The organism is Pseudomonas morbosilactucae (assembly GCF_023241715.1).
GTDB classification, from domain to species: Bacteria; Pseudomonadota; Gammaproteobacteria; order Pseudomonadales; family Pseudomonadaceae; genus Aquipseudomonas; species Aquipseudomonas morbosilactucae.
In genome coordinates, this window is the sequence record NZ_JALQCW010000077.1 from 26510 (window position 1) to 48479 (window position 21970).

A 21970-nucleotide genomic window follows, 5' to 3' on the forward strand; every position below is an offset into this window, starting at 1 on the left:
GGACTGGGCCTGCAAAACAAAATGTCGCGCAGTGTATCAGTCCCGCTCCCTCAACCTGCAAATTCTGGACGAGCAGCCACCCGACACCACGCCTATGTCGCACGTAGGAGCTGGCTTGCCAGCGATGGCGGTTTCAACAGCGCTGCAAGCCTCAAGCTCCCAAGCCGGCTCCTACAGTGTGGCTAGTGTTCGATGTGTTCTTCGACTTTGCGGGCTCGGCGACCGTCGGTGGGGGAGAGCTGGAGGAAGATCCCCGCCGCCAGCATGGCCATGATCCCCACGGTGAGGAAGGTCAGTTGAAAGGCCCCCAGCACGGTCTCCACGCCGTCGTTGCCGACCTTGGCGGTAAAGCCGCCGAGCAGCGCACCGGCACACGCCACCCCCAGGCTCAGGGACAGTTGCGCGACCACCGAGAGCAGGCTGTTGCCGCTGCTGGCGGAGGCGTCGTCGAGGTCGATCAGGGTCACGGTGTTCATGGCCGTGAACTGCAGCGAGTTGATCGCCCCCAGTAGTCCGAGCATGGCCAGCAGCAACGGGTAGGGTGTCTGTTCACTCACCAGGCCCATGCAGGCCAGCATCAAACCCAGGGCCAGGGTGTTGCCGGTCAGCACCACGCGATAACCCAGGCGCTCGATCAGTGGCCGCGCCACCGACTTGGCCAGCATTGCCGCCGCCGCCAGGGGCAGCATGCTCATGCCTGCCTGGGACGGCGAATAGCCCAGCGCCACTTGCAGCAGCAGCGGCACCAGGAACGGCAGGGCACCGCTGCCCAAGCGAGCGAACAGGTTGCCGAGAATGCCCACGGCAAAGGTCCGTACCTTGAACAGCGACGGGGCGAACAACGGGTTGTCGATGTGCACCGCCCGCAGCCAGTACGCCGCCAGGCACGCCAGGCCGCCGAACAGCAGCAACATCACCCGCAGATGGGGCAGGTGCAGTTCACCCAGGCCCTCCATGGCGATGGTGATGAGCACCATCGCCGCGCCGAACAGCAAGAAGCCCGGGCCGTCGAAACGCGTGCGTTCACTGCCGCGCAGGTCTGGAATGAAGCGCCACACCGCGTAGCAACCAATAGCGCCCACCGGCAGGTTGATCAGGAAGATCCAGTGCCAGCTCAGGTACTCCACCATCCAGCCGCCCAGGGTCGGGCCCAGCAGCGGCCCGAGCAAGCCGGGGATGGTAATGAAGCCCATGATCCGTACCAGCTCGGAGCGCGGGTAGGCACGCAGCACCACCAATCGCCCCACCGGCAGCATCAGCGCACCGCCCAGGCCCTGAATCACCCGGGCGCCAATCAACAGGCTCAGGGAGTTGGACAGGGCGCAGAGCAGCGAACCGATGCTGAACAGCAAGATCGCGCCAAAGAAGATGCGCTTGGTGCCGAAGCGATCAGCGATCCAGCCCGAGGCTGGAATCAGCAGGGCCACGGTGAGCATGTAGGCAATGATCACGCCCTGCATGCGCAGCGGGTTTTCCGCCAGGTCCCGGGCCATGGCTGGCAGCGCGGTGTTGAGGATGGTGCCGTCCAGGGACTGCATGAAAAAGGCGATTGCCACCACCCACGGCAGCCAGCGGGTGGTGGTGGCGTCAAGAACCGGGCGGTTGGGCATGGGACCTCTTCAGGGCAGTAACCGGTTAGGCAGCGTCAAGCCGCAAGCTCGCTGCTTGCAGCTGATTTCATAAGGTCAAGGTCAGGCGGCTGACCAGGGCGCCCGGCAGTTCCATGGAGCCGGTCTGCCGCTGGCTGTAGGTGCTGGCAGACAGAATCAGATCGCGCTCGCGGGTCAGGGCCTCAAGCTGGGTGCCGAGCAAACTGTAGACGCTGTCATCGAAGCGCATGGTGCTCACCGGTGCCTGGATCTGCCCGTCTTCCACCCAGAAGGTGGCGAAGCGGGTCATGCCGGTCAGGCGCGCCGCTGGCTGGTCCGAATAGTTCAGGTACCACAGGTTGCTGATGTACAGGCCGGTGCCCAGTTGCCGCAAAACCTCTTCCTGCGGTAACTGCCCGGGCGCCATGTTCAGTGCGCTGGGAGACTCGCCGGCGTCGGCGCCGTTGGTGGTCAGGCCGTACTCGGCGGCGCTGCGGGAGTTGATCAGTTGATCCCCGGCGGCACCTTGGGCGATCAGCGCCAGGTCACTGCGCGGATAACCTTCGTCGGAGAACGCCGGGCTCAACGAGCCGCTGACCTGCTCACCGAGGGAGACCAAGGGGCTGAGGCGAGCGTCGCCGGCATAGAGCTTCTGCAGCGGGCTGTGTTTGCTGGCAATGGCCTGGGCCGAGAAGCCGCCCCAGCTGAGCATGCCCATGATTTCTTCCAGGGCCGCCGGCGCCAGGTAGGCCCGGTACTGCCCCGGGGCCAGGGTGCGCAGCGGCCGGCCAAGGAACTCCAGTTGCTGGCGCGCCTGCTCGAAGCGCCGGGCAAAGTCCTCGCTGTTCCAGGCATGCCCGGCGTAGCTGGCTTTCACCGCTTCGCCGTTCGCGTGGAACAGGCTGAAGTCGAAGTTGAAGCTGTTGGCCTGGTGCCAGCCGAAGGCCCCCGAAGAACTGGCGAAACCGCGGCTGATGGGGCCGGCGGCGTAGAAGCCCACCAGGTCCAGCCCAGCGGCGGCACGGCCGATTTCGGCCACCACCTGTTCGCTGCCCGGCAGCGGGTGTTCCTGCACATCGCGGGTCTGCCAGGCGTTGTGATTGAGCAACAGGTACGGGTCCTTGGGCAGCAGGGGCAAGGTGTCCCGCAGTTGTTGCAGGCCTTCGGCGAGGCGCTGCTGATCGACCTCGAGATCGCCGGCCAAGGTGATGTCCAGGTCGGCGTGGCGGCCGTTGTCGATCAGCTTGAAGCCCAGGCTGGCCTGTTGCACCTGGCCGGCCTGACGCACCTGGGCGTGGTTGAAACGGATGAATTCCGAGGCTTCGGCGGCGTAGCTCAGGGTGAACTGTTCCGGCTCGCGCAAGGCATCCTGCAGCCAGGCGACCAAGGCCTTGAAATGCGTAGCCTGATTCTTGGACGGGCTCATCAGGCGTCTCCTCCGAATACATCAATCTTGCTGAACACGCAGGCTGGTGAGGCATGGCCGACGCGGATCACCTGGTTCGGTTCGCCCTTGCCGCAATTCGGCGTGCCCAGGACCTTGAAGGTGCCGGCATCGCCCACGGCGCTGAGGTTGCCCCAGAAACGCGCGGAGATGCCCCGGTAGTTGGGGTTCTTCACCACGCCCTTGAGTTCACCGTTTTCGATCAGTTGGCCCCATTCGCAGCCGAACTGGAATTTGTTGCGTGCGTCGTCGATGGACCAGGAACGGTTGGTGGACATCAGGATGCCGTGCTCGATGTTGCCGATCAGTTGCTCCAGGGGCTGGTCCCCTGGCTCGATATTGAGGTTGGCCATGCGGTCGATGGGTGGGCGGTTCCAGCTGCAGGCGCGGCTGTTGGCCACGCCGTCGAGGCCGGCCCGGTATTGCGAGAGGGCGCCGCCGAGGGGGCGGACCAGCAGGCCTTCGCGGATCAGGAATTGTTTGCTGGCGGCGCTGCCGTCGTCGTCATGGCCGTAGCTGGCGAGCTGTTCGGGGATGTCCGGGTCGAACGTCACGTTGAGCAGGCGGGAGCCGTATTGCAAGTGGCCGAAGTCGCTGGTCTTGACGAAACTGGTGCCGGCGTAATTGCGCTCGTCGCCGAGGATCCGGTCCAGCTCCAGAGGATGGCCGATGGACTCGTGGATCTGCAGCATCATCTGGTCAGGCATCAGCAGCAGGTCCCGTGGGCCCTGGGGCGTGTTGGGCGCCAGCAGCAATTGCAGGGCCTGGTCGGCCACGTGGGGCGCGGCGCCTTGCAGGCCGCAACGGCTGATCACGTCGGCGCCGCCCTGTTGGCCGAAGTTCTCGCGGCCGAGGCTGCGGGTCTGGCTGTCATTGCCGTCGTAGGCCGTCACGTCCAGGCCAGGGTAGACAAAGCGCTGGGCCTGGCGCAGTTCTGCACCGGCGCTGTTGAGGTAAATCTGCTCGACGTGGGTGATGCCAATACTCACTTGCCAGTTCACCAGGCGGTCGTCCCGGGGCACCGAGGCCGATTCTTCCCCCAGCAGTTGGTAGCACTCGCTGAGAGACGGGAAGGGCTGCTCTAGGTTCGGCGAAAAATAATCAGCCCGATCACTGGAAACCGCTTGCTGGCGCAGGTCCAACAGGGCGTGGTCGGCGATTAGCCGGGCTTGCTGTTCGGCGCGCTCCAGGGCGGCCTGGAGCCCGGTCTGGGACAGGTCGTTGGTGGCCGCATAGGCTTCGACACCCTTCACACGCACGGTGAGCATGGCGCCTTCGTCGCGTCTCAGGCTGGGCGGTTCCGCGACGTTCTTGCGCACCGAGAGGTACTGGCCCGACTCGCGCACGTAACGCAGGGAAAAGAATTCGGCGCCCGTGCGCAAGGCAGCGAAGCGCTGCTTGAGCTGGGGGTGAAAGTCGAACATGCGGGGACCTCCTTGTGACACGCGGGGGCTGCCTGGCTTTGATCGCCGGCATGCCGGCTCCTACAGGAGCTTTGGGGAAGGCGACTAGATTAGGCCGCTGAAGGGCGCAGGATCAAGCGGGGGAATGAGGCGGGGGCAACGAGGTGAAACGGCGCCGACCCTTGCGGTCGACGCCGATGTTGCTTACTGCGCGGTCGGGCTCACTTCACGCAGCGGCTTGCCACGTACCGGTGCTTCACCGGCCACGTAGTAGTCGGCAGTGCTGCGTGGCAGCGGCTGGCGACCACGGATCTTGTCGGCGATTTTCTCGGCGATCATGATCGTCGGTGCGTTGAGGTTGCCGGTGGTGATGATCGGCATGATCGAGGCATCCACGACGCGCAGACCTTGCATGCCATGCACGCGACCTTCGCCATCGACCACGGCCATCTCGTCGGTGCCCATCTTGCACGAGCAGGACGGGTGGAACGCGGTTTCGGCGTGCTCGCGGATGAAAGTATCCAGTTGCTCGTCGGTCTGCACTTCGATGCCCGGGCTGATTTCGCGGCCACGGTATGGGTCCAGCGCTGGCTGTTGCATGATTTCCCGGGTCAGGCGGATGCCGTCGCGGAATTCCTGCCAGTCCTGCTCGGTGGCCATGTAGTTGAAGAGGATGCTTGGGTGCTGGCGCGGGTCCTTGGACTTGAGCTGCACGCGGCCACGGCTCGGCGAACGCATGGAGCCCATGTGCGCCTGGAAGCCGTGCTCTTTTACCCCGTTGCTGCCGTTGTAGTTAATCGCCACCGGCAGGAAGTGGTACTGGATGTTCGGCCATTCGAACTCTTCGCGGGTACGGATGAAACCACCGGCTTCGAACTGGTTGCTGGCGCCGATACCGGTACCGTTGAACAGCCACTCGGCACCGATGGCCGGCTGGTTCCACCACAGCAGCGATGGGTACAGCGAGACTGGCTGGGTGCAGGCGTATTGCAGGTACAGCTCCAGGTGGTCCTGCAGGTTTTCACCCACGCCCGGCAGGTCGTGGACCACCGGGATGTCCAGGCTTTCCAGGAGCTTGGCCGGGCCGACGCCGGAGCGTTGCAGCAGTTGTGGCGAGGCGATTGCACCGCTGCACACCAGCACTTCCTTGCGCGCGCGGGCTTCCACGCGTTCTTCGGCGGCGCGACCAGGTAACGCACGCCTACGGCACGCTTGCCTTCAAACAGGACCTTGTCGGTCAGGGCGTGGGTGACGATGGTCAGGGTCGAACGCTGCTTGGCCACGTCGAGGTAACCGCGGGCGGTGCTGGCGCGACGACCTTTAGGGGTGACGGTGCGGTCCATCGGACCGAAGCCTTCCTGCTGGTAGCCGTTCAAGTCTTCGGTGCGCGGGTAACCGGCCTGCACGCCGGCTTCGACCATGGCGTGGAACAGCGGGTTGTTGCCAGCTTTGGGCGTGGTCACACTGACCGGGCCTTCGCCACCGTGGTAGTCGTTGGGACCGATGTCACGGGTTTCCGCTTTTCTGAAGTACGGCAGGCAGTTGAGGTAGTCCCAGTCTTCAAGACCTGGCAGCTTGGCCCAGTTGTCGTAGTCCATGGCGTTGCCGCGGATGTAGCACATGCCGTTGATCAGCGACGAGCCGCCCAGGCCTTTGCCGCGACCGCATTCCATGCGACGACCGTCCATGTGCGGCTCTGGATCGGTTTCGTAGGCCCAGTTGTAGCGACGGCCTTGCAGCGGGAACGCCAGGGCCGCCGGCATCTGGGTGCGGAAGTCGAAACGGTAGTCCGGGCCGCCGGCTTCCAGCAGCAGGACAGTGACGCCGGCGTCTTCAGTCAGACGGGTCGCCAGGGTGTTACCGGCAGAGCCGGCACCCACAATGATGTAGTCGTATTCCATGAAGCATCCTCCGGATGCAGCGACAAGCTTTACGCTTCAAGCTGCAAGAGAAAAACAGTGAGCGATTAGGCTCTCTGAGAGTCGGGTGGTCGCTGCAAGCAAATGCCTTGGCCTTTGCTTGCAGCTTGTCGCTAGTTGCTTGCGGCTGCTCAGAACACCGAGACGTAATCGCCCAGCTCGACCTGTACCGACTTGATGCGGGTGAAATTGTTCAGCGAGCTGATCCCGTTTTCACGGCCCACGCCCGACTGCTTGTAGCCGCCGACTGGCATCTTGGCGTCGGATTCGCCCCAGGCGTTGATCCAGCAGATACCGGCTTCGAGTTGATGAATCACGCGGTGGGCACGGTTCAGGTCTTTGGTGACCAGGCCGGCAGCGAGGCCGAAGTCGGTGTCGTTGGCACGACGGATGACTTCTTCTTCGGTTTCGTAAGTCAGGATCGCCATCACCGGGCCGAAGATTTCTTCGCGGACGATGGTCATCTCGTCGGTGCAGTCGGTGAATACGGTCGGTGCAACAAAGGCGCCTTTGGCGAATTCGCCTTCGGTCAGGCGTTCGCCGCCGCACAGTACGCGGGCGCCTTCTTCCTTGCCCTTGGCGATGTAGCCCAGCACGCTTTCCATGTGGGCGAAGCTCACCAGCGGACCGAAGTTGGTGTTTTCGTCTTCCGGGTTGCCGATGCGGATGCGCGCTACACGTTCAACGATCTTGGCTTCGAACGCGGCTTTCAGGTGGCTCGGTACGAACACACGAGTGCCGTTGGTGCAGACCTGACCCGAGCTGTAGAAGTTGGCCATCATGGCGGTGTCGGCGGCGCGATCCAGGTCGGCGTCGTCGAAAATGATCAGCGGGGACTTGCCGCCCAGTTCCATGGTCACGTCTTTCAGCGAGGAGCTAGAAGCGCTGGCCATGACCTTCTTGCCGGTGTCGGTGCCGCCGGTGAAGGAGATTTTTTCGATGCGCGGGTGCTCGGTCAGCCAGGTGCCGACTTCACGGCCGCTGCCGGTGAGAACGTTGAACACGCCATCCGGAACGCCGGCTTCGGTGTAGATCTCGGCCAGTTTCAGGGTGGTCAGCGAGGTGACTTCGCTGGGCTTGAAGATCATCGCGTTACCGGCAGCCAGGGCTGGCGCGGATTTCCACAGGGCGATCTGGATCGGATAGTTCCAGGCGCCGATACCGGCCACGACGCCCAGAGGCTCGCGACGGGTGTAGACGAAAGAAGTGGTGCGCAGGGGGATCTGCTCGCCTTCGATGGCGGGCACCAGGCCTGCGTAATATTCCAGCACGTCGGCGCCGGTGACGATGTCGACATACTTGGTTTCGGAGAACGCCTTGCCGGTGTCCAGGGTTTCCAGAGCGGCCAGTTCGTCGTTGCGCTCACGCAGGATTTCGACGGCGCGACGCAGGATGCGCGAACGCTCCATGGCGGTCATGGCGGCCCAGATTTTCTGGCCTTTTTCGGCGCTGACCACGGCGCGTTCAACGTCGGCTTGGGTGGCACGTTGCACTTTGGCGAGAACTTCACCGTTAGCCGGGTTGATGGCGTCGAAGGTGGCATCGCTGCCAGCGTCGCTGTAGCCGCCGTCAATGTAGAGTTTTTGCAGTTCGAAACGGGCCATAAAGTCCTCGCAAGTGCATAAGTGGTTGGCGTTGACCGCTGGGGTGAGCCTTAAGGTTCTGGCAACACCGATCAGCAGCAGTTCAGGGGTTGAGCGTTTATGTGGGCTCTAACTCACCTGCTTGGCCAATTGGAAATCCATGTATTCGTAAGCGATTCGCTGCGCCTGCTCCGTGTCGAAAGCGTCTCCCGACAGCGCGCCACGCAACCACAATCCGTCGATCAGGGCGGCCAGGCCCCGGGCTGCGTTGCGTGCATCATTCAGAGGCAGAACGCGGCGGAACTGGCAGCACAGGTTGGAATACAGGCGGTGATCGTTGATCCGCTGCAACCGGTGCAAAGACGGGTGGTGCATGCTGGTGGCCCAGAAGGCCAGCCAGGTTTTCATTGCCGGGCCATTGACCTGGCTGGCGTCGAAGTTGCCTTCGATAATCACCTGCAGATGAGCCCGAGGGCTGTCATCTGTCAGCGCCAGTCGACGCGCGGTGACGTTCTCTATCAGGACATTCATCAGGTACCGCATCGTGGCGGCGATCAGGCCGTTCTTGTCCTGAAAGTAATGACTGATGATGCCGTTCGAGACACCGGCCAAACGGGCGATCAGCGCAATGCTGGCGTCCCCCATTCCGACCTGATCAACCGCCTGTAGCGTGGCTTCGATCAATTGCTGGCGGCGTATGGGTTGCATACCGACCTTGGGCATCTTGCACCTCTCCTTAGGCCCGCCGGCAGACGTAATACAGCTGTCGGCAACTGGGCCAGTCTATTTTGTTTTGATTGAACGTTCAATCAACAAAGAATAAGCTCTGCGACAAATCGTCGCTGCCTGAGGGGTTCACCTGCTCGCAGACGACGGAAAAGCGGCCTCTGAAAAAACCAGAACCGACCAGTGGCATGGCGTTGACCGGCAAGAGAACGGACGTGTTGATGGGGCAGGACGCTCCGGGGGCCAGGCGTTGAACGGTAGGTTCATGCCCAACCTTCGATGCTGGTGCGCAACGCGGTTTCTGCGGTTTCGGGTTTTTTCGGGGTGTCTTTATATCACCCGACGATCGGCTGCCAACTAACCGATTAGTCGGGGACCGTGTTGCCTTGTGTCCTTCTCTCGCACTGCCTGGAGCATCTGTGCAATGAGTTCTGCCTCTCTTATAAAGACCCCGCCGGAAAAGGTGCGGGTCAACGGTTGGGTGTTCTACACCTCTACCGCGCTGATCCTGCTGTTGACCGCCATTCTGATCTACGCCCCGAAAGATGCCGGCAGACTGCTGGGCATCGCCCAGGCCTGGCTGTCCCGCAGCTTCGGCTGGTACTACATGGTGGTGATCGCCGCTTACCTGGTGTTTGTGGTGGGCCTGGCATTTTCCTCTTACGGCAAGCTCAAGCTGGGGACCAAGCAAGACACCCCGGATTTCAGCTATGGCGCCTGGGCCGGCATGCTGTTCTCCTCGGGGATCGGTATTTCGCTCTTGTACTTCGGGGCCTCCGAGCCCTTGGACCACTACTTCAATCCGCCTGAAGGCGTGGCCGGCAGCAACCTGGCGGCGCGCCAGGCGGTGCAGCTGACGTTCCTTCACTGGGGCCTGCACGGCTGGGCGATATATGCCTTGGTGGGGCTGGCGGTGGCGTACTTTGCCTACCGGCACAACCAGCCACTGGCCTTGCGTTCGGCGTTGTACCCGCTGGTGGGGGAGCGCTGGGTCAAAGGCGCCGCCGGCCACGCGGTGGACGGTTTCGGCATGTTCGTGACCCTGCTGGGCCTGGTGACCAACCTGGGCATCGGCGCGTTGCAGGTGTCGTCCGGCCTGGAAAACTTGTTCGGCATCGCCCATAGCAACACCAACCTGCTGATCGTGATCATCGTCATGAGTACTGTGGCGACCATCGCGGCGGTGTCCGGTGTGGAAAACGGCATCCGCCGCCTGTCCAACCTGAACATCGTGCTGTTCAGCGGCCTGTTGATCTTTGTCTTGCTGTGCGGCCCGACCCTGCACCTGCTCAATGGCTTCGTGCAGAACATCGGCGACTACCTCAACGGTGTGGTGCTCAAGACCTTCGACTTGTATGTGTATGCAGGCGACAGCGAAAAGTCTGATCGCTGGCTGGGCCTGTGGACCCTGTTCTACTGGGCTTGGTGGATTTCCTGGGCTCCTTTCGTCGGCATGTTCATTGCGCGTATTTCCCGTGGTCGCACGGTGCGTGAGCTGGTGGCAGGCGTGTTGCTGATTCCCCTGGGCTTCACCCTGGCGTGGCTGTCGATCTTCGGTAACTCGGCCCTGGACCTGGTGATGAACCACGGGGCGGTGGAGCTGGGCAAGACGGCGCTGGAACAGCCGTCCATGGCGATCTACCAGTTGCTGGAGCATTACCCAGCGTCGAAAGTGGTCATCGGCGTGTCGATTTTTGTCGGCTTCGTGCTGTTCCTGACCCCCGCAGACTCGGGAGCGGTGATGATGGCCAACCTTTCGTGCAAAGGCGGCAACGTCGATGAAGACGCCCCCCATTGGCTGCGGATTTTCTGGTCGGTGATCATCACCCTGGTGACCATCGGTTTGCTGTTTGCCGGTAATTTCGAAGCCATGCAAACCATGGTGGTGCTGGCCGGCTTGCCGTTCTCGGTGGTGCTGGTGTGCTTTATGTTCGGCTTGCACAAGGCCATGCGCCAGGACACTCAGATCGAGCTGGAGCAGGCGGAACTGGCCGCCCGCGGTCGTCGTGGTTTCAGCGAGCGACTGACCCAGCTGGACCTGCAACCGACCCAGTCGGTGGTGCAGCGTTTTATGGATAAAAAGGTCACCCCGGCCCTTGAAGAGGCGGCGGTGCTGTTGCGGGCCCAAGGCTTGGATGTGCAGACCCTGCTGGGCAAGTCCAAGCGTTGCATGGGCGTGCGAGTCGAGATGGAAGAGGGTAACCCCTTTGTCTACGAGGTGAGCCTGGATGGTTACCTGGCGGCGCCGAGCGAGTCCACCGACGCCGAGGAAGAGCGCACGCGCTACTACCGCGCCGAGGTTTACCTGCACAACGGCAGCCAGGAGTACGACTTGATGGGCTTCACCCCTGAGCAAATCACCCGTGATGTGCTCGATCAGTTTGAAAGCCATCGGCAGCTCCTTAGCCGTGTCTATAGCTGAGTCAAGATAGGCGCTGGCTTGCCAGCGATGGCTGCACCGCGGTCTTGCTGAACACCGCTTCGCCGGCAAGCCGGCTCCTACAAAGGTCATGGCGATCACAGCCGCTAAAACAAAACGCCGCGATTGCTCGCGGCGTTTTTGTGTCTGCCCCTCAGCCTAGGTTCTTGCCGAGTAAGGCGTGGTAGAGCTCGCTGTCACCGAGGATCCCCACCACTTGCTGGTTGTCGTGCAGGACCAGTTTGTTGCCGGTCTGGTAGCGGATCTGCAAGGCGTCGCGCATGCCGATGTTGGAGTCCACCAGGGTCGGGCGGCGATCCAGGCCTTCCACCGACTGGCCCGGAGCCCAGTTCTGCAAGTCCATTTGCGCGCCGTTCTTGCGTGCGCCCTTGATGGTATTGCCGTCGGCTAGGTCCAGCCAGGAATCACCACCCGGGTCCAGGCACACCGAACCGTTGACCCGCTTGCAGTTGTCCAGGGTGCGCATCAGGCTGCGCCCGCAGAGCACGTTCAGTGGGTTGGTGTGGGCGACGAAGGTGCGCACATAGTCGTCCGCCGGGTTGAGGACAATCTCTTCCGGCTTGCTGTACTGGATGATCCGCCCATCTTTCATGATGGCGATACGGCTGCCCAGTTTCAGCGCCTCATCCAGGTCGTGGCTGACGAACACGATGGTCTTGCTCAGCTTGCGTTGCAGCTCCAGCAGCTCGTCCTGCAGGCCCTGGCGGATCAGCGGGTCGAGGGCCGAGAAGGGTTCGTCCATCAGCAGGATATCGGCATCCATGGCCAGGGCGCGGGCCAGGCCCACCCGCTGCTGCATGCCGCCGGACAACTCGTCGGGTTTCTTGTTGCGCCACTGGGTCAGGCCCACCAGCTCCAGCTTTTCGTCCACCAGCTTGCGCCGTTCCTTTTCCGGTCGGCCCTGCATTTCCAGGCCGAAACTGATGTTCTCGCGCACCGTCAGCCAGGGCATCAGGGCGAACTTCTGGAACACCATGGCGATGCGCTGGGTGCGCATCATTTTCAGCTCGGCCGGGGTGCAGGAGGCGATGTCGATCTGCCGCCCTTCATGCTCGACGAACAATTGGCCGCGGCTCACGGTGTTGAGGCCGTTGATACAGCGCAAGAGACTCGACTTGCCGGAACCGGAGAGGCCCATCAGCACGCAGATTTCGCCCTTTTCGATGTCCAGGCTGGCCTTTTCCACGCCCACGATCTGCCCGGTTTTCTTCAGGATTTCGTTGCGGGTCATGCCTTGATCCAGGAGCTTGAGCGCCTCCCGTGGATCCTTGGAGAAGATAACGTCTACGTTATCGAAGCGGATTATGCTCATGCGTCACCCCCTACTTTGGCGTCAGGTTGTTTGCAGATGCGATCGAGCATGATTGCCAGCAATACGATCGCCAGGCCGGCTTCGAAGCCCAGGGCGATGTCGGCGGTGTTCAAGGCGTTGACCACAGGCTTGCCCAGGCCGTCGGCGCCGACCAGGGCGGCGATCACCACCATCGACAGCGACAGCATGATGCACTGGGTAATGCCGGCGGCAATGCTCGGCATGGCGTGGGGCAACTCAATGCGCGACAACAACTGACGGCGCGAGCAGCCAAAGGCCTTGCCGGCGTCCATCAACTCTTGTGGTACATCGCGGATGCCCAGGTAGGTCAGGCGGATCGGCGCAGCGATGGCGAACACCACGGTGGAAATCAGCCCGGGTACGACGCCCAGGCCGAACAGGGTCAGGGTTGGAATCAGGTAGACGAAGGTGGGCACGGTCTGCATCAGGTCGAGCACCGGGCGCATCATGGTGTAGAACAGCGGTTTGTGCGCGGCGACGATACCCAGAGGCACGCCGATCAACACGCAGACCAGGGTGGCGAACAGCACCTGGGCCAGGGTTTCCATGGTCTCTTGCCAGTAACCCAGGTTGAGAATCAGCAGGAACGACAGGACGACAAACGCCGTCAGCCCCCATTTGCGTTGAATCAGGTGCGCGAGCAAGGCAATCAGGCCGATCAACGCCAGCGGATTGAACCAGGTCAGCGCAAAGGTCACACCGTGGATCATCGTTTCCAGGGTCGTGGCAATCGCATCGAATGTACTGGCGCCGTGTTGCGTCAGCCATTCTACGAAGGCAGCGATGTACTGGCCTAGGGGGATTTTCTGATCAATAAGCATGGTATCGAACGTCCGCATGCAAGGAAAAAACAGCCCGGGCGGGCAAACCCGCCCGGCGTAAGCGATTACAACCCGAGTTTGGCTTTCACGGCTTCCAGGCCAGGTTTACCGTCAATGGTGGTGACGCCGGCAAGCCAGGTGTCGAGGACTTGCGGGTTATTTTTCAGCCAGGCCTTGGCGGCCGCATCAGGCTTCATCTTGTCGTCCAGCACATTGCCCATCAGGGTGCTTTCCATGTTCAGGGTGAACGACAGGTTCTTCAGCAACTGACCCACGTTGCTGCACTCCTGGGCGTAGCCTTTGCGGGTGTTGGTGTAGATGGTCGCCTGGCCGAAGTTGGGGCCGAAGTAGTCGTCACCCCCGGTCAGATACTTCATCTTGAAGCGGGTGTTCATCGGGTGCGGTTCCCAGCCCAGGAACACCACCGCGGTGGCGCGCCGCTGGGCGCGATCGACCTGGGACAGCATGCCCGCTTCGCTGGACTCGACCACTTTGAAGCCGGCGTCTTTGAGGCCGAAGGCGTTCTTGTCGATCATGCTCTGGATCAGGCGGTTACCGTCGTTGCCCGGCTCGATGCCGTAGATCTTGCCGTCCAGTTCCTTCTTGAATTTGACGATGTCGGCGAAGTCCTTGAGGCCTTTGTTGTACAGGTCCTCGGGGACCGCCAGGGTGTACTTGGCGTTTTCCAGGTTGGCGCGCAGGGTCTCGACGGTGCCGGCTTCGCGGTAGGCCTTGATGTCGTTTTCCATGGTCGGCATCCAGTTGCCGAGGAACACGTCCATGTTCTTGCCATCGGCCAGGGACTTGTAGGTCACCGGCACGGAAATCATCGTGGTCTTGGTTTTGTAGCCCAAGGCGTCCAGCACCACGCTGGTGGTGGCGGTGGTGACGGTGATGTCGGTCCAGCCGACATCGGAGAAGTTTACGGTGCTGCATTGGGCCGGCTCTGCGGCGTTCGCCAGAAGCGGCAGACTCAGCATGGCAGCCAACAACAACGACGGGGAACCTTTCATAGGGGGAGACTCCTTGGTGTTCTTTTTTGGCGGCGTTGGGACCGCACTTATCAGTGTGGCGGTTGGGGCGTCTGCGACAGCTCTGCCACAGTGCCTTGCAATCGAGTCGAGACGATCATGTACCAGTGAAAATCTGACGCCTACAGGGCGCGTCGTATCCAGTACAGGGAGGGTCGCATCCAGTGTCGATGAGGTCGCTTACAGTGTTTTTTTCGTGGTTTTACGGGCATCTGAGCCGCAAAAACCGCGCAAAAACCACCCTTGTCGCCGAGCGACGTTAGTGGGCATGAGTGGGTCGGTGTGAGACGTCGAACCTCAGCGTAAAAGCCGGATGATGAAGTTCTCTCGACGGATTGCAGCTTGAGCGTAGCAGCTCCGTCACCGGGCGTTTTCGGCGCCTGGACTGTGCTCATCGAGGAGTTTCGCAGGCATGGCAATCAGCGTTTTCGACCTGTTCAAAATTGGCATCGGCCCCTCCAGTTCCCACACCGTTGGCCCGATGCGGGCCGCCGCGTTGTTCGTTCAGGGGTTGCGGGAACAGGGCCTGCTGGAACGTGTACGGCGGGTCGAAGTGCAACTGTTCGGCTCGCTGTCGGCCACCGGCATCGGCCACGGCAGCGACAACGCGGTCATCATGGGGCTGATGGGCGAGTGGCCGGATGCAATCGACCCGTCGCAGATCGGCCCGCGCATCCAGCAACTGCGGGAAACCAACACCCTGATGCTCGATGGTCGCTTGCCGCTGTCCTTTATCTGGTCCCGGGACATGCGCCTGATCGACGAAAATCTGCCGTTCCACCCCAACGCCATGACCCTGGTGGCCGAAGGTGAGGGCGGTGAGTTGTATCGCGATACCTACTATTCGGTGGGCGGCGGTTTTGTCGTCGATCAGGCCCAGGCCAGCAGCGGCGTGGTGGACCTGGATCGCACCGAGTTGCCTTACGATTTTTCCAGTGCAGTGGAGCTGCTCAGTCTGTGCCGCACGCACAACCTGCGGGTGGCCGAACTGATGCTGGCCAACGAGAAGGTCTGGCGTTCGGAAGAGGAGATCCGCAGCGGCCTGATGACCTTGTGGCGGGCCATGCAGGATTGCGTCGAGCAAGGCCTGAAGCACGAAGGCATTCTGCCGGGCGGGCTGAATGTGCGCCGCCGTGCCGCCAAGTTGCACCGCAGCCTGCAGGAGCTGAACAAGCCCAACGTCATCGGCTCGACCTTGAGTGCCATGGAGTGGGTCAACCTGTTTGCCCTGGCGGTCAATGAAGAGAACGCTGCGGGCGGGCGCATGGTCACGGCCCCCACCAATGGCGCGGCGGGAATCATTCCGGCGGTGCTGCACTACTTCATGAAGTTCAGCGAATACGTGACCGAGGCCAACGTCGTGGACTATTTCCTCGGTGCCGCGGCCGTGGGGATCCTGTGCAAGAAGAACGCGTCGATCTCCGGTGCCGAGGTGGGTTGCCAGGGTGAAGTCGGCTCGGCCTGCGCCATGGCGGCGGCCGGCTTGGCGGAGATCCTCGGGGCGAGCCCGGAACAACTGTGCAACGCCGCGGAAATCGGCCTGGAACATAACCTGGGCCTGACCTGTGATCCGGTGGGCGGCCTGGTGCAAGTGCCGTGCATCGAGCGCAACGCGATTGCTGCGGTGAAAGCCATCAACGCGGCGCAGATGGCCTTGCGTGGCGATGGCCAGCATTTCATCTCCCTGGACCGGGTGATTCGTACCATGCGCGACACCGGCGCCGACATGCACGACAAATACAAGGAAACCTCCCGCGGCGGCCTGGCCGTCAGCGCCGTGGAATGCTGACTCCATGGGAGCCGGCTTACCGGCGATAGGCCCTCAAGCCATGCATTGCCCTTAAGGACGCTATCGCTGGCAAGCCAGCGCCTACAGTGGACGGTTGCTCGTGGGGTGCTGCGCGCAAATTGCCCACGCGTGCCGCGATGCGCCACCTTTTGGCGCGTCGCGTTTGGATAAGTCCCGGGTGGCGCGCTCTGCCATTCTATGGACGCGACCACCCGTCGCCTGTGCTTGTGGTGACACTCCTCGCGGACGCCGCGACACGCCGTTCCCACAAGTGCTACCTATTTGCTCACAGCACCCGGGTCAGGGCGCTGATCGGCCTTCGTGACGCTTATAACCCACACTCTGTACGCGGCTTATATAGACGCTCTCCGATGTCGTTTTCAGGAGTTATTGAATACCCATTCAACTTTAGGCATGGCAATTGCTCTGTCATGACAAAGCCCGGCTCCCAAGAGCAATGGCAATAACAAGAGCCTCCGCCTGAGGCCACCACCCGCTTTGTGTGAGGAGATATCGCGATGACGTCGTTCAACTCCGGGGCTCAACCCCAGAACCGTACGCCTCAATCCATCGGCTTTTTGCTGCTGGACAATTTCACGCTGATTTCCCTGGCTTCCGCAGTCGAACCCCTGCGCATGGCCAACCAACTGTCCGGCCGCGAGCTGTATCGCTGGACCACCCTCAGCGTCGATGGCGGTCAGGTCTGGGCCAGCGACGGATTGCAAATCACCCCCGACGCCGCGATGCACAAAGCCCCGAGCCTGGACACCGTGATCGTCTGCGGCGGCATCGGCATCCAGCGCACCGTGACCCGTGAACACGTGTCGTGGCTGCAAAGCCAGGCCCGCCAGTCGCGCCGCCTGGGTGCAGTCTGCACCGGCAGTTGGGCCCTGGCCTGCGCCGGCCTGTTGGACGGCTTCGATTGCAGCGTGCACTGGGAATGCCTGGCCTCGATGCAGGAGGCCTTCCCCCGTGTGGCCATGAGCACCCGCCTGTTCACCCTCGACCGCAACCGCTTCACCAGTTCCGGTGGCACCGCGCCGCTGGACATGATGCTGCACCTGATCAGCCGTGATCATGGCCGTGAACTGTCGGCGGCGATCTCGGAAATGTTTGTCTACGAACGCATCCGCAACGAGCAGGACCACCAGCGCGTGCCGCTCAAGCACATGCTCGGCACCAACCAGCCGAAGTTGCAGGAAATCGTTGCGCTGATGGAAGCCAACCTGGAGGAGCCGATCGACCTCGACGAGCTGGCGGTCTATGTGGCGGTATCGCGACGCCAACTGGAGCGGCTGTTCCAGAAGTACCTGCACTGTTCGCCTTCACGCTATTACCTGAAGCTGCGGCTGATCCGCGCCCGGCAACTGCTCAAGCAGACGCCGATGTCGATCATCGAAGTGGCCTCGGTCTGTGGTTTTGTTTCTACGCCGCACTTCTCCAAGTGCTACCGCGAGTACTTCGGCATTCCGCCGCGTGACGAGCGCGTCGGTTCCAACACCACTCAACAAGTAGCGATGATGCCGCTGCCGCAAGCTCTGGTGCTGGCGCCGTTGTCCGGCCCGCTGTCGGCCTTGAGCCAGGCACGCAACGAGTCGACCTTCGCCAGCGTACGGCTCTGACCCCGCGCGTTGGCTGAATGAAAAAGGGCTCGGTTTCCGTGAAACCGAGCCCTTTTTTCTGGCCTGGATGGCGTGGCCGTATCAGGCGCGTTTGTGTTGCTGATACTCGGCCAGCGCCGGTAGCAACTGGCGATCGATGGCTTGGCGCACTGCCGGCAGAATGGTCGCGTTACCGGTCAGCATCTGTTCCACCATGCCCTTGAGGGCCTTGGCCCGGGCATCGCTCAAACCCCGTACCGCACACTCGCAGGCTTCGTCGGCGCTGGCACGGCCGGCATCTCGAAACCCAGGGCCCGGAGTTGGCCCAGCAGGTCGTCCTGGTCAATCAAATCCGCGTGCATCATGACTCTTATCCTTTTTCAGGGAGCGTGGTCGTGAGCCGATTCTGGTAGCCGTTCCAAGTGGCGGCAAGGGCAAATCGTCGCGATGGCCCGTTTACCTATGAACAGGTCGTTTTCGGCTAACTTGTGGCGTCGCAGACTGTGCACACTGGGCTCAGCTGATACCGGGACGGTTTGGTCACCCTCACGCACAGCTCCTCAACAGCACTCCCTGCCTCGATCTTGTCACGGCTTGATCGGGGCTTTTTTTTGCCGGGAGTTTGCGCCTATTCAGCGTTCCGGCGGCAAGGCCATGACTCGGCCGATGTAGGCCGGTCGCGGTAGCTTGGCGTGTTCGGCGCTGATGGCCTGCAGGCGATTGAGCAGCGCCTCGCTGAAGGGCGTCGAGCGCGGGCCGGCGAGGTCGACATGGAGCAGCATCTGCTCGTTGCCGGCCAGTTCCTGGGGATCACCGACCTTATGCAGGCTGTGGTACAGGTGCAGGCGTTTGCGGTCGTGACCGATGATCTGGGTGTGCACTTCGACGTGGGTGTCGAGCTTCACTTCGTGCAGGTAATTGAGGTGCAGCTCCAGGGTGAACAGTGAGTGACCGCTTGCTTCGCGGTGTTCGCTGTCCAGGCCCAGTTGGTCCATCAGGGCGTCGGTGGCGTAGCTGAAAATCAGCAGGTAAAAGGCATCACGCAGGTGGCCGTTGTAGTCGACCCAATCGCTGATGACGTGGGTGCGGTAAGGGGTAAGCGCAGGCATAAATATCTCCTGGTCTGTAGGCGCCGGCTTGCCGGCGATGGCGTCTACCTGAGCGCTGCAAGGCTTCAGGGCGTCTTCGCTGGCAAGCCAGCTCCTACACGGGGTTAGTCGTGGAAGTTCATGCCGTGCTTGGCTTTGGTGGCTTTCACCGCGTCCAGCACCGCCAGCAGGCAATCATCACGATAGCGCTCCAGGGCCGAGATGCTGTGGTGGCCCAGTTGCTCGGCGGTGCCTTCGACCACGTCATCGATCAGTTTGTCGGTCAGCTGCGGCGCAGGCAGGTAGGTCCAGGGCAGTTGCAGCGCCGGGCCGAACTGGGCCATGAAGTGACGCATGCCGGCGTCGCCCCCGGCCAGGGTATAGGTGAGGAAGGTGCCCATGAACGACCAGCGCAGGCCTGCGCCAAAACGGATCGCGTCGTCGATTTCGCCGGTGGTGGCCACGCCGTCATTGACCAAGTGCAGGGCCTCGCGCCACAGCGCTTCCAAGAGACGGTCTGCGATAAACCCGGGAACCTCCTTGCGCACGTGCAATGGGCGCATGCCCAGGGATTCATAAACCTTGATCGCCGCTTGCACAGCTTCCGGCGCAGTGCGTTTGCCACCGACCACTTCCACCAGCGGCAGCAGGTAAACCGGGTTGAACGGGTGACCCACCACACAGCGTTCCGGGTAAGTCGAGCCTTCGTAGAATTCGCTGGGCAGCAGGCCCGAGGTGCTGGAACCGATCAGGGCGTTGGGCTTGGCCGCTGCGCTGATCTGGCTGTGCAGTTGCAGTTTCAACTCCAGGCGTTCCGGGGCGCTTTCCTGGATGAAGTCGGCGTCTTTCACGCATTCCTCAATGGTGGCGACAAAGCGCAGCCGGTCTTGCGCGGCACCCGGCGCCAGGCCTTGTTGTTCCAGGGCACCCCAGGCATTGGCGACCCGCTTGCGCAGGCCGGCTTCAGCCCCCGGCGCCGGGTCCCAGGCCACCACGTCCAGGCCGTGGGCCAGGGCACGGGCCACCCAACCGCTGCCGATCACGCCGCTGCCCAGGGCGGCGAAGGTTTTGATGTCAGTGATAAAGCTCATCGTGTACTCCAGATAAACAATCCGTAGGGGCTGGCTGGCCAGAGAAACTGTTGGCGACCTTGCGGGCCCCTTCGCCGGCACGCCGGCTCCTACAGAGGGACGGTGGATTCGGGTTAGCCGCGTTGGGTCAGGCCCATTTTTTTGCGGCCTTCGGCGGGTGTCAGGACCCGGGCGCCGAGACGGCTGAGGATTTCCGTGGCCCGTTCCACCAATTGGCCGTTGGTGGCGAGCACGCCTTTGTCCAGCCACAGGTTGTCTTCCAGGCCGACCCGGACGTTGCCTCCCAGCAGCACCGCCTGGGCGGCCATGGGCATTTGCATGCGGCCGATGCCGAACCCGGCCCAGACCGCGTCCGCCGGCAGGTTGTCGACCATGGCTTTCATGGTGGTGGTGTCCGCCGGCGCGCCCCATGGAATGCCCAGGCACAGTTGGAACAGCGGGTTATCCAGCAGGCCTTCCTTGATCATCTGCTTGGCGAACCACAGGTGCCCGGTGTCGAAAATCTCCAGCTCAGCCTTCACCCCCAGCGCCTGGATGCGCTTGGCGCCCGCCCGCAGTTGCGCCGGGGTGGAGACGTAAATGGTGTCGCCGTCGCCGAAGTTGAGGGTGCCGCAGTCCAGGGTGCAGATTTCCGGCAGCAGTGCCTCGACGTGGGCCAGACGGGTCAGGGGGCCCACCATGTCGGTGTTGGGGCCGAACTCCATGGGGTGTTCACCGGCGCCGATCTCCAGGTCGCCGCCCATGCCGGCGGTGAGGTTGACGATGATGTCGATGTCGGCTTCGCGAATACGCTCCATCACTTCGCGGTACAGCGCCACGTCGCGGCTGAACTTGCCGGTCTGCGGGGCACGGACGTGGCAATGCACCACCGTGGCACCGGCCTTGGCCGCTTCCACGGCGGCCGCGGCGATTTGCTTGGGGGTGACCGGCACATGGGGGCTCTTGGCGGACGTGTCGCCAGCACCGGTGAGTGCGCAGGTGATGATGACGTCGTGGTTCATGGTGCAGGTTCCTTACAGGCGTGATTTTTGGGCATGGCTGCGCCATTCGCAGCCTGGGACGGCTGCGAGGCGCGGTTGCATTGGGCTTACTTGGCGGTCAGTTGCAGGTGTTCGGCGGCCGGCTTGCCATCGAAGGTGGTCACGCCTTCCAGCCAGCGCTGCTGGTCTTGCGGATGGTCCTTGAGCCATTGCCGAGCCGATTCCAGGGCGTCCTTGTGGTCGAGCAGCGGTTGCATCATTCGGCTCTCGTCCTCGGCGCTGAAGGTCAGGTTGCTCAACAGCCGACTGACGTTCGGGCACTGTTGGGCGTAGTTTGGCGCGGTCACGGTCCAGACCGTGGCCATGCCTTCGTTGGGCCCCAGGGCACCCTCGCTGCCGGTGAGGTAGGTCATTTTCTGATTGATGTTCATCGGGTGCGGTGCCCAGCCGAAGAACACGATGGCTTCGTTGCGTTTCACCGCGCGGCTCACCGCCGACAGCATGCCGGCCTCGCTGGATTCCACCAGTTGGAACTTGCCCAGGCCGAACTGGTTCTTGGCGATCATGTCCTTGATCTGGGTGTTGGCCCCCGAGCCGGGTTCGATGCCGTAGATTTTGCCGCCCAGCTCTTTTTCAAAGCGGGCGATGTCGGCAAATGTCTTCAGCCCCTTGTCGGCCAGGTAGGTGGGCACTGCCAGTGTGGCGCGCGCGTCCTTGAGGCTCGGTTCGGCCAGGACCTTGACTTGATTGGCCTCGACGAACGGCGTGATGGTCTGGGTCATCAGCGGGTTCCAGTAGCCGAGGAACATGTCCAGACGCTGGTCGCGGATGCCGGCGAAGATGATTTGCTGGGAGGCGCTGGTTTGTTTGGTCTTGTAGCCGAGGCCGTCGAGCAGCACTTGGGTCATGGCGCTGGTGGCGATCACGTCGGTCCAGTTGACCACGCCCAGGCGCACGTTCTGGCAACTGGCGGCATCGGCCGCGATGGCGCCGGAACTCAAGAAAACACTACCGCTGAGAGCAAGAGCACAGCTGCTGATCAATCGTTTCATGGTGGGTTCCTCGGCAGGTCGTTATTGTCGGTCCCGGCGTCTTTGTGCGCTGGTGCCGCCACGTTACGCAGCTGGCGTCG

General features: G+C 62.4%; 15 protein-coding genes and 2 pseudogenes. 3 read left to right on the top strand and 14 right to left on the bottom strand.

Annotated features, from left to right (window positions below; translation table 11 throughout):
* Positions 1 to 182: 182 nt before the first annotated feature.
* From mdtD to betI, 6 genes and pseudogenes are all read right to left on the bottom strand, one after another.
* The gene (gene mdtD, locus M1B34_RS26090) at positions 183 to 1610 is read right to left on the bottom strand and encodes a multidrug transporter subunit MdtD (protein WP_268266634.1); all 1428 of its coding nucleotides are present in this window, start codon (positions 1608 to 1610) and stop codon (positions 183 to 185) included.
* A gap of 67 nt (positions 1611 to 1677) precedes the next feature.
* Positions 1678 to 3015, bottom strand: a complete 1338-nt coding sequence (locus M1B34_RS26095; RefSeq protein ID WP_268266635.1) for a TldD/PmbA family protein — start codon at positions 3013 to 3015, stop codon at positions 1678 to 1680.
* Positions 3015 to 4457: a TldD/PmbA family protein gene (locus M1B34_RS26100; RefSeq protein ID WP_268266636.1), complete on the bottom strand. Its 1443-nt coding sequence runs from the start codon at positions 4455 to 4457 to the stop codon at positions 3015 to 3017. The genes M1B34_RS26095 and M1B34_RS26100 overlap by 1 nt, the downstream gene beginning before the upstream one ends.
* Before the next feature lie 183 nt (positions 4458 to 4640).
* Positions 4641 to 6337, bottom strand: a pseudogene (gene betA / locus M1B34_RS26105) (choline dehydrogenase).
* A 149-nt stretch (positions 6338 to 6486) separates the two neighbouring features.
* A complete protein-coding gene (gene betB, locus M1B34_RS26110) occupies positions 6487 to 7959 on the bottom strand; it encodes a betaine-aldehyde dehydrogenase (RefSeq protein ID WP_123327562.1) in 1473 nt (490 codons plus the stop codon).
* A 108-nt stretch (positions 7960 to 8067) separates the two neighbouring features.
* Positions 8068 to 8661 (bottom strand): transcriptional regulator BetI, encoded by a 594-nt coding sequence (gene betI, locus M1B34_RS26115; protein ID WP_268266637.1) that lies wholly within the window; start codon positions 8659 to 8661, stop codon positions 8068 to 8070.
* Between the two features lie 484 nt (positions 8662 to 9145).
* Here betI and M1B34_RS26120 point away from each other — a divergent pair, with 484 nt between their 5' ends.
* Complete coding sequence (locus M1B34_RS26120; protein ID WP_268266645.1) at positions 9146 to 11086, top strand: BCCT family transporter; 1941 nt, start codon at positions 9146 to 9148, stop codon at positions 11084 to 11086.
* Positions 11087 to 11237: 151 nt separating this feature from the next.
* On the opposite strand, the gene choV is transcribed toward M1B34_RS26120, so the two are convergent.
* From choV to M1B34_RS26135, 3 genes are all read right to left on the bottom strand, one after another.
* The gene (choV, locus tag M1B34_RS26125; RefSeq protein ID WP_268266638.1) at positions 11238 to 12416 is read right to left on the bottom strand and encodes a choline ABC transporter ATP-binding protein; all 1179 of its coding nucleotides are present in this window, start codon (positions 12414 to 12416) and stop codon (positions 11238 to 11240) included.
* Positions 12413 to 13258, bottom strand: coding sequence for a choline ABC transporter permease subunit (gene choW / locus M1B34_RS26130; RefSeq protein WP_123327558.1), 846 nt, complete (start codon positions 13256 to 13258; stop codon positions 12413 to 12415). The genes choV and choW overlap by 4 nt, the downstream gene beginning before the upstream one ends.
* Positions 13259 to 13323: 65 nt before the next feature.
* Positions 13324 to 14271 (bottom strand): choline ABC transporter substrate-binding protein, encoded by a 948-nt coding sequence (locus M1B34_RS26135; RefSeq protein ID WP_123327557.1) that lies wholly within the window; start codon positions 14269 to 14271, stop codon positions 13324 to 13326.
* Positions 14272 to 14701: 430 nt separating this feature from the next.
* On the opposite strand from M1B34_RS26135, the gene M1B34_RS26140 reads away from it, so the two are divergent.
* Together M1B34_RS26140 and gbdR are read left to right on the top strand one after the other, a co-directional pair.
* Complete coding sequence (locus M1B34_RS26140) at positions 14702 to 16078, top strand: L-serine ammonia-lyase (RefSeq protein ID WP_123327556.1); 1377 nt, start codon at positions 14702 to 14704, stop codon at positions 16076 to 16078.
* 518 nt (positions 16079 to 16596) lie between these two features.
* Entirely contained in the window at positions 16597 to 17700 is a 1104-nt protein-coding gene (gene gbdR / locus M1B34_RS26145; protein ID WP_123327555.1) for a choline metabolism transcriptional regulator GbdR, read from the top strand.
* Between the two features lie 81 nt (positions 17701 to 17781).
* On the opposite strand, the pseudogene M1B34_RS26150 reads toward gbdR, so the two are convergent.
* The 5 genes and pseudogenes from M1B34_RS26150 to choX form a co-directional block, all read right to left on the bottom strand.
* Positions 17782 to 18044, bottom strand: a pseudogene (locus M1B34_RS26150) (hypothetical protein).
* Positions 18045 to 18311: 267 nt separating this feature from the next.
* Positions 18312 to 18788, bottom strand: a complete 477-nt coding sequence (locus M1B34_RS26155) for a thioesterase family protein (RefSeq protein ID WP_268266639.1) — start codon at positions 18786 to 18788, stop codon at positions 18312 to 18314.
* Between the two features lie 104 nt (positions 18789 to 18892).
* Positions 18893 to 19858 (bottom strand): L-carnitine dehydrogenase, encoded by a 966-nt coding sequence (locus tag M1B34_RS26160; RefSeq protein ID WP_268266640.1) that lies wholly within the window; start codon positions 19856 to 19858, stop codon positions 18893 to 18895.
* Positions 19859 to 19971: 113 nt separating this feature from the next.
* A complete protein-coding gene (gene cdhC, locus M1B34_RS26165) occupies positions 19972 to 20859 on the bottom strand; it encodes a 3-dehydrocarnitine:acetyl-CoA trimethylamine transferase CdhC (protein ID WP_268266641.1) in 888 nt (295 codons plus the stop codon).
* 86 nt (positions 20860 to 20945) lie between these two features.
* Entirely contained in the window at positions 20946 to 21890 is a 945-nt protein-coding gene (choX, locus tag M1B34_RS26170) for a choline ABC transporter substrate-binding protein (protein ID WP_268266642.1), read from the bottom strand.
* Between the last annotated feature and the right edge of the window lie 80 nt (positions 21891 to 21970).

Excerpts from the sequence above, each read along its gene's own strand:
- mdtD (WP_268266634.1), bottom strand. The coding sequence starts at position 1,610 with ATGCCCAACCGCCCGGTTCTTGACGCCACCACCACCCGCTGGCTGCCG.
- M1B34_RS26095 (WP_268266635.1), bottom strand. The coding sequence starts at position 3,015 with ATGAGCCCGTCCAAGAATCAGGCTACGCATTTCAAGGCCTTGGTCGCC.
- M1B34_RS26100 (WP_268266636.1), bottom strand. The coding sequence starts at position 4,457 with ATGTTCGACTTTCACCCCCAGCTCAAGCAGCGCTTCGCTGCCTTGCGC.
- betB (WP_123327562.1), bottom strand. The coding sequence starts at position 7,959 with ATGGCCCGTTTCGAACTGCAAAAACTCTACATTGACGGCGGCTACAGC.
- betI (WP_268266637.1), bottom strand. The coding sequence starts at position 8,661 with ATGCCCAAGGTCGGTATGCAACCCATACGCCGCCAGCAATTGATCGAA.
- choV (WP_268266638.1), bottom strand. The coding sequence starts at position 12,416 with ATGAGCATAATCCGCTTCGATAACGTAGACGTTATCTTCTCCAAGGAT.
- choW (WP_123327558.1), bottom strand. The coding sequence starts at position 13,258 with ATGCTTATTGATCAGAAAATCCCCCTAGGCCAGTACATCGCTGCCTTC.
- M1B34_RS26135 (WP_123327557.1), bottom strand. The coding sequence starts at position 14,271 with ATGAAAGGTTCCCCGTCGTTGTTGTTGGCTGCCATGCTGAGTCTGCCG.
- M1B34_RS26140 (WP_123327556.1), top strand. The coding sequence starts at position 14,702 with ATGGCAATCAGCGTTTTCGACCTGTTCAAAATTGGCATCGGCCCCTCC.
- gbdR (WP_123327555.1), top strand. The coding sequence starts at position 16,597 with ATGACGTCGTTCAACTCCGGGGCTCAACCCCAGAACCGTACGCCTCAA.
- M1B34_RS26155 (WP_268266639.1), bottom strand. The coding sequence starts at position 18,788 with ATGCCTGCGCTTACCCCTTACCGCACCCACGTCATCAGCGATTGGGTC.
- M1B34_RS26160 (WP_268266640.1), bottom strand. The coding sequence starts at position 19,858 with ATGAGCTTTATCACTGACATCAAAACCTTCGCCGCCCTGGGCAGCGGC.
- cdhC (WP_268266641.1), bottom strand. The coding sequence starts at position 20,859 with ATGAACCACGACGTCATCATCACCTGCGCACTCACCGGTGCTGGCGAC.
- choX (WP_268266642.1), bottom strand. The coding sequence starts at position 21,890 with ATGAAACGATTGATCAGCAGCTGTGCTCTTGCTCTCAGCGGTAGTGTT.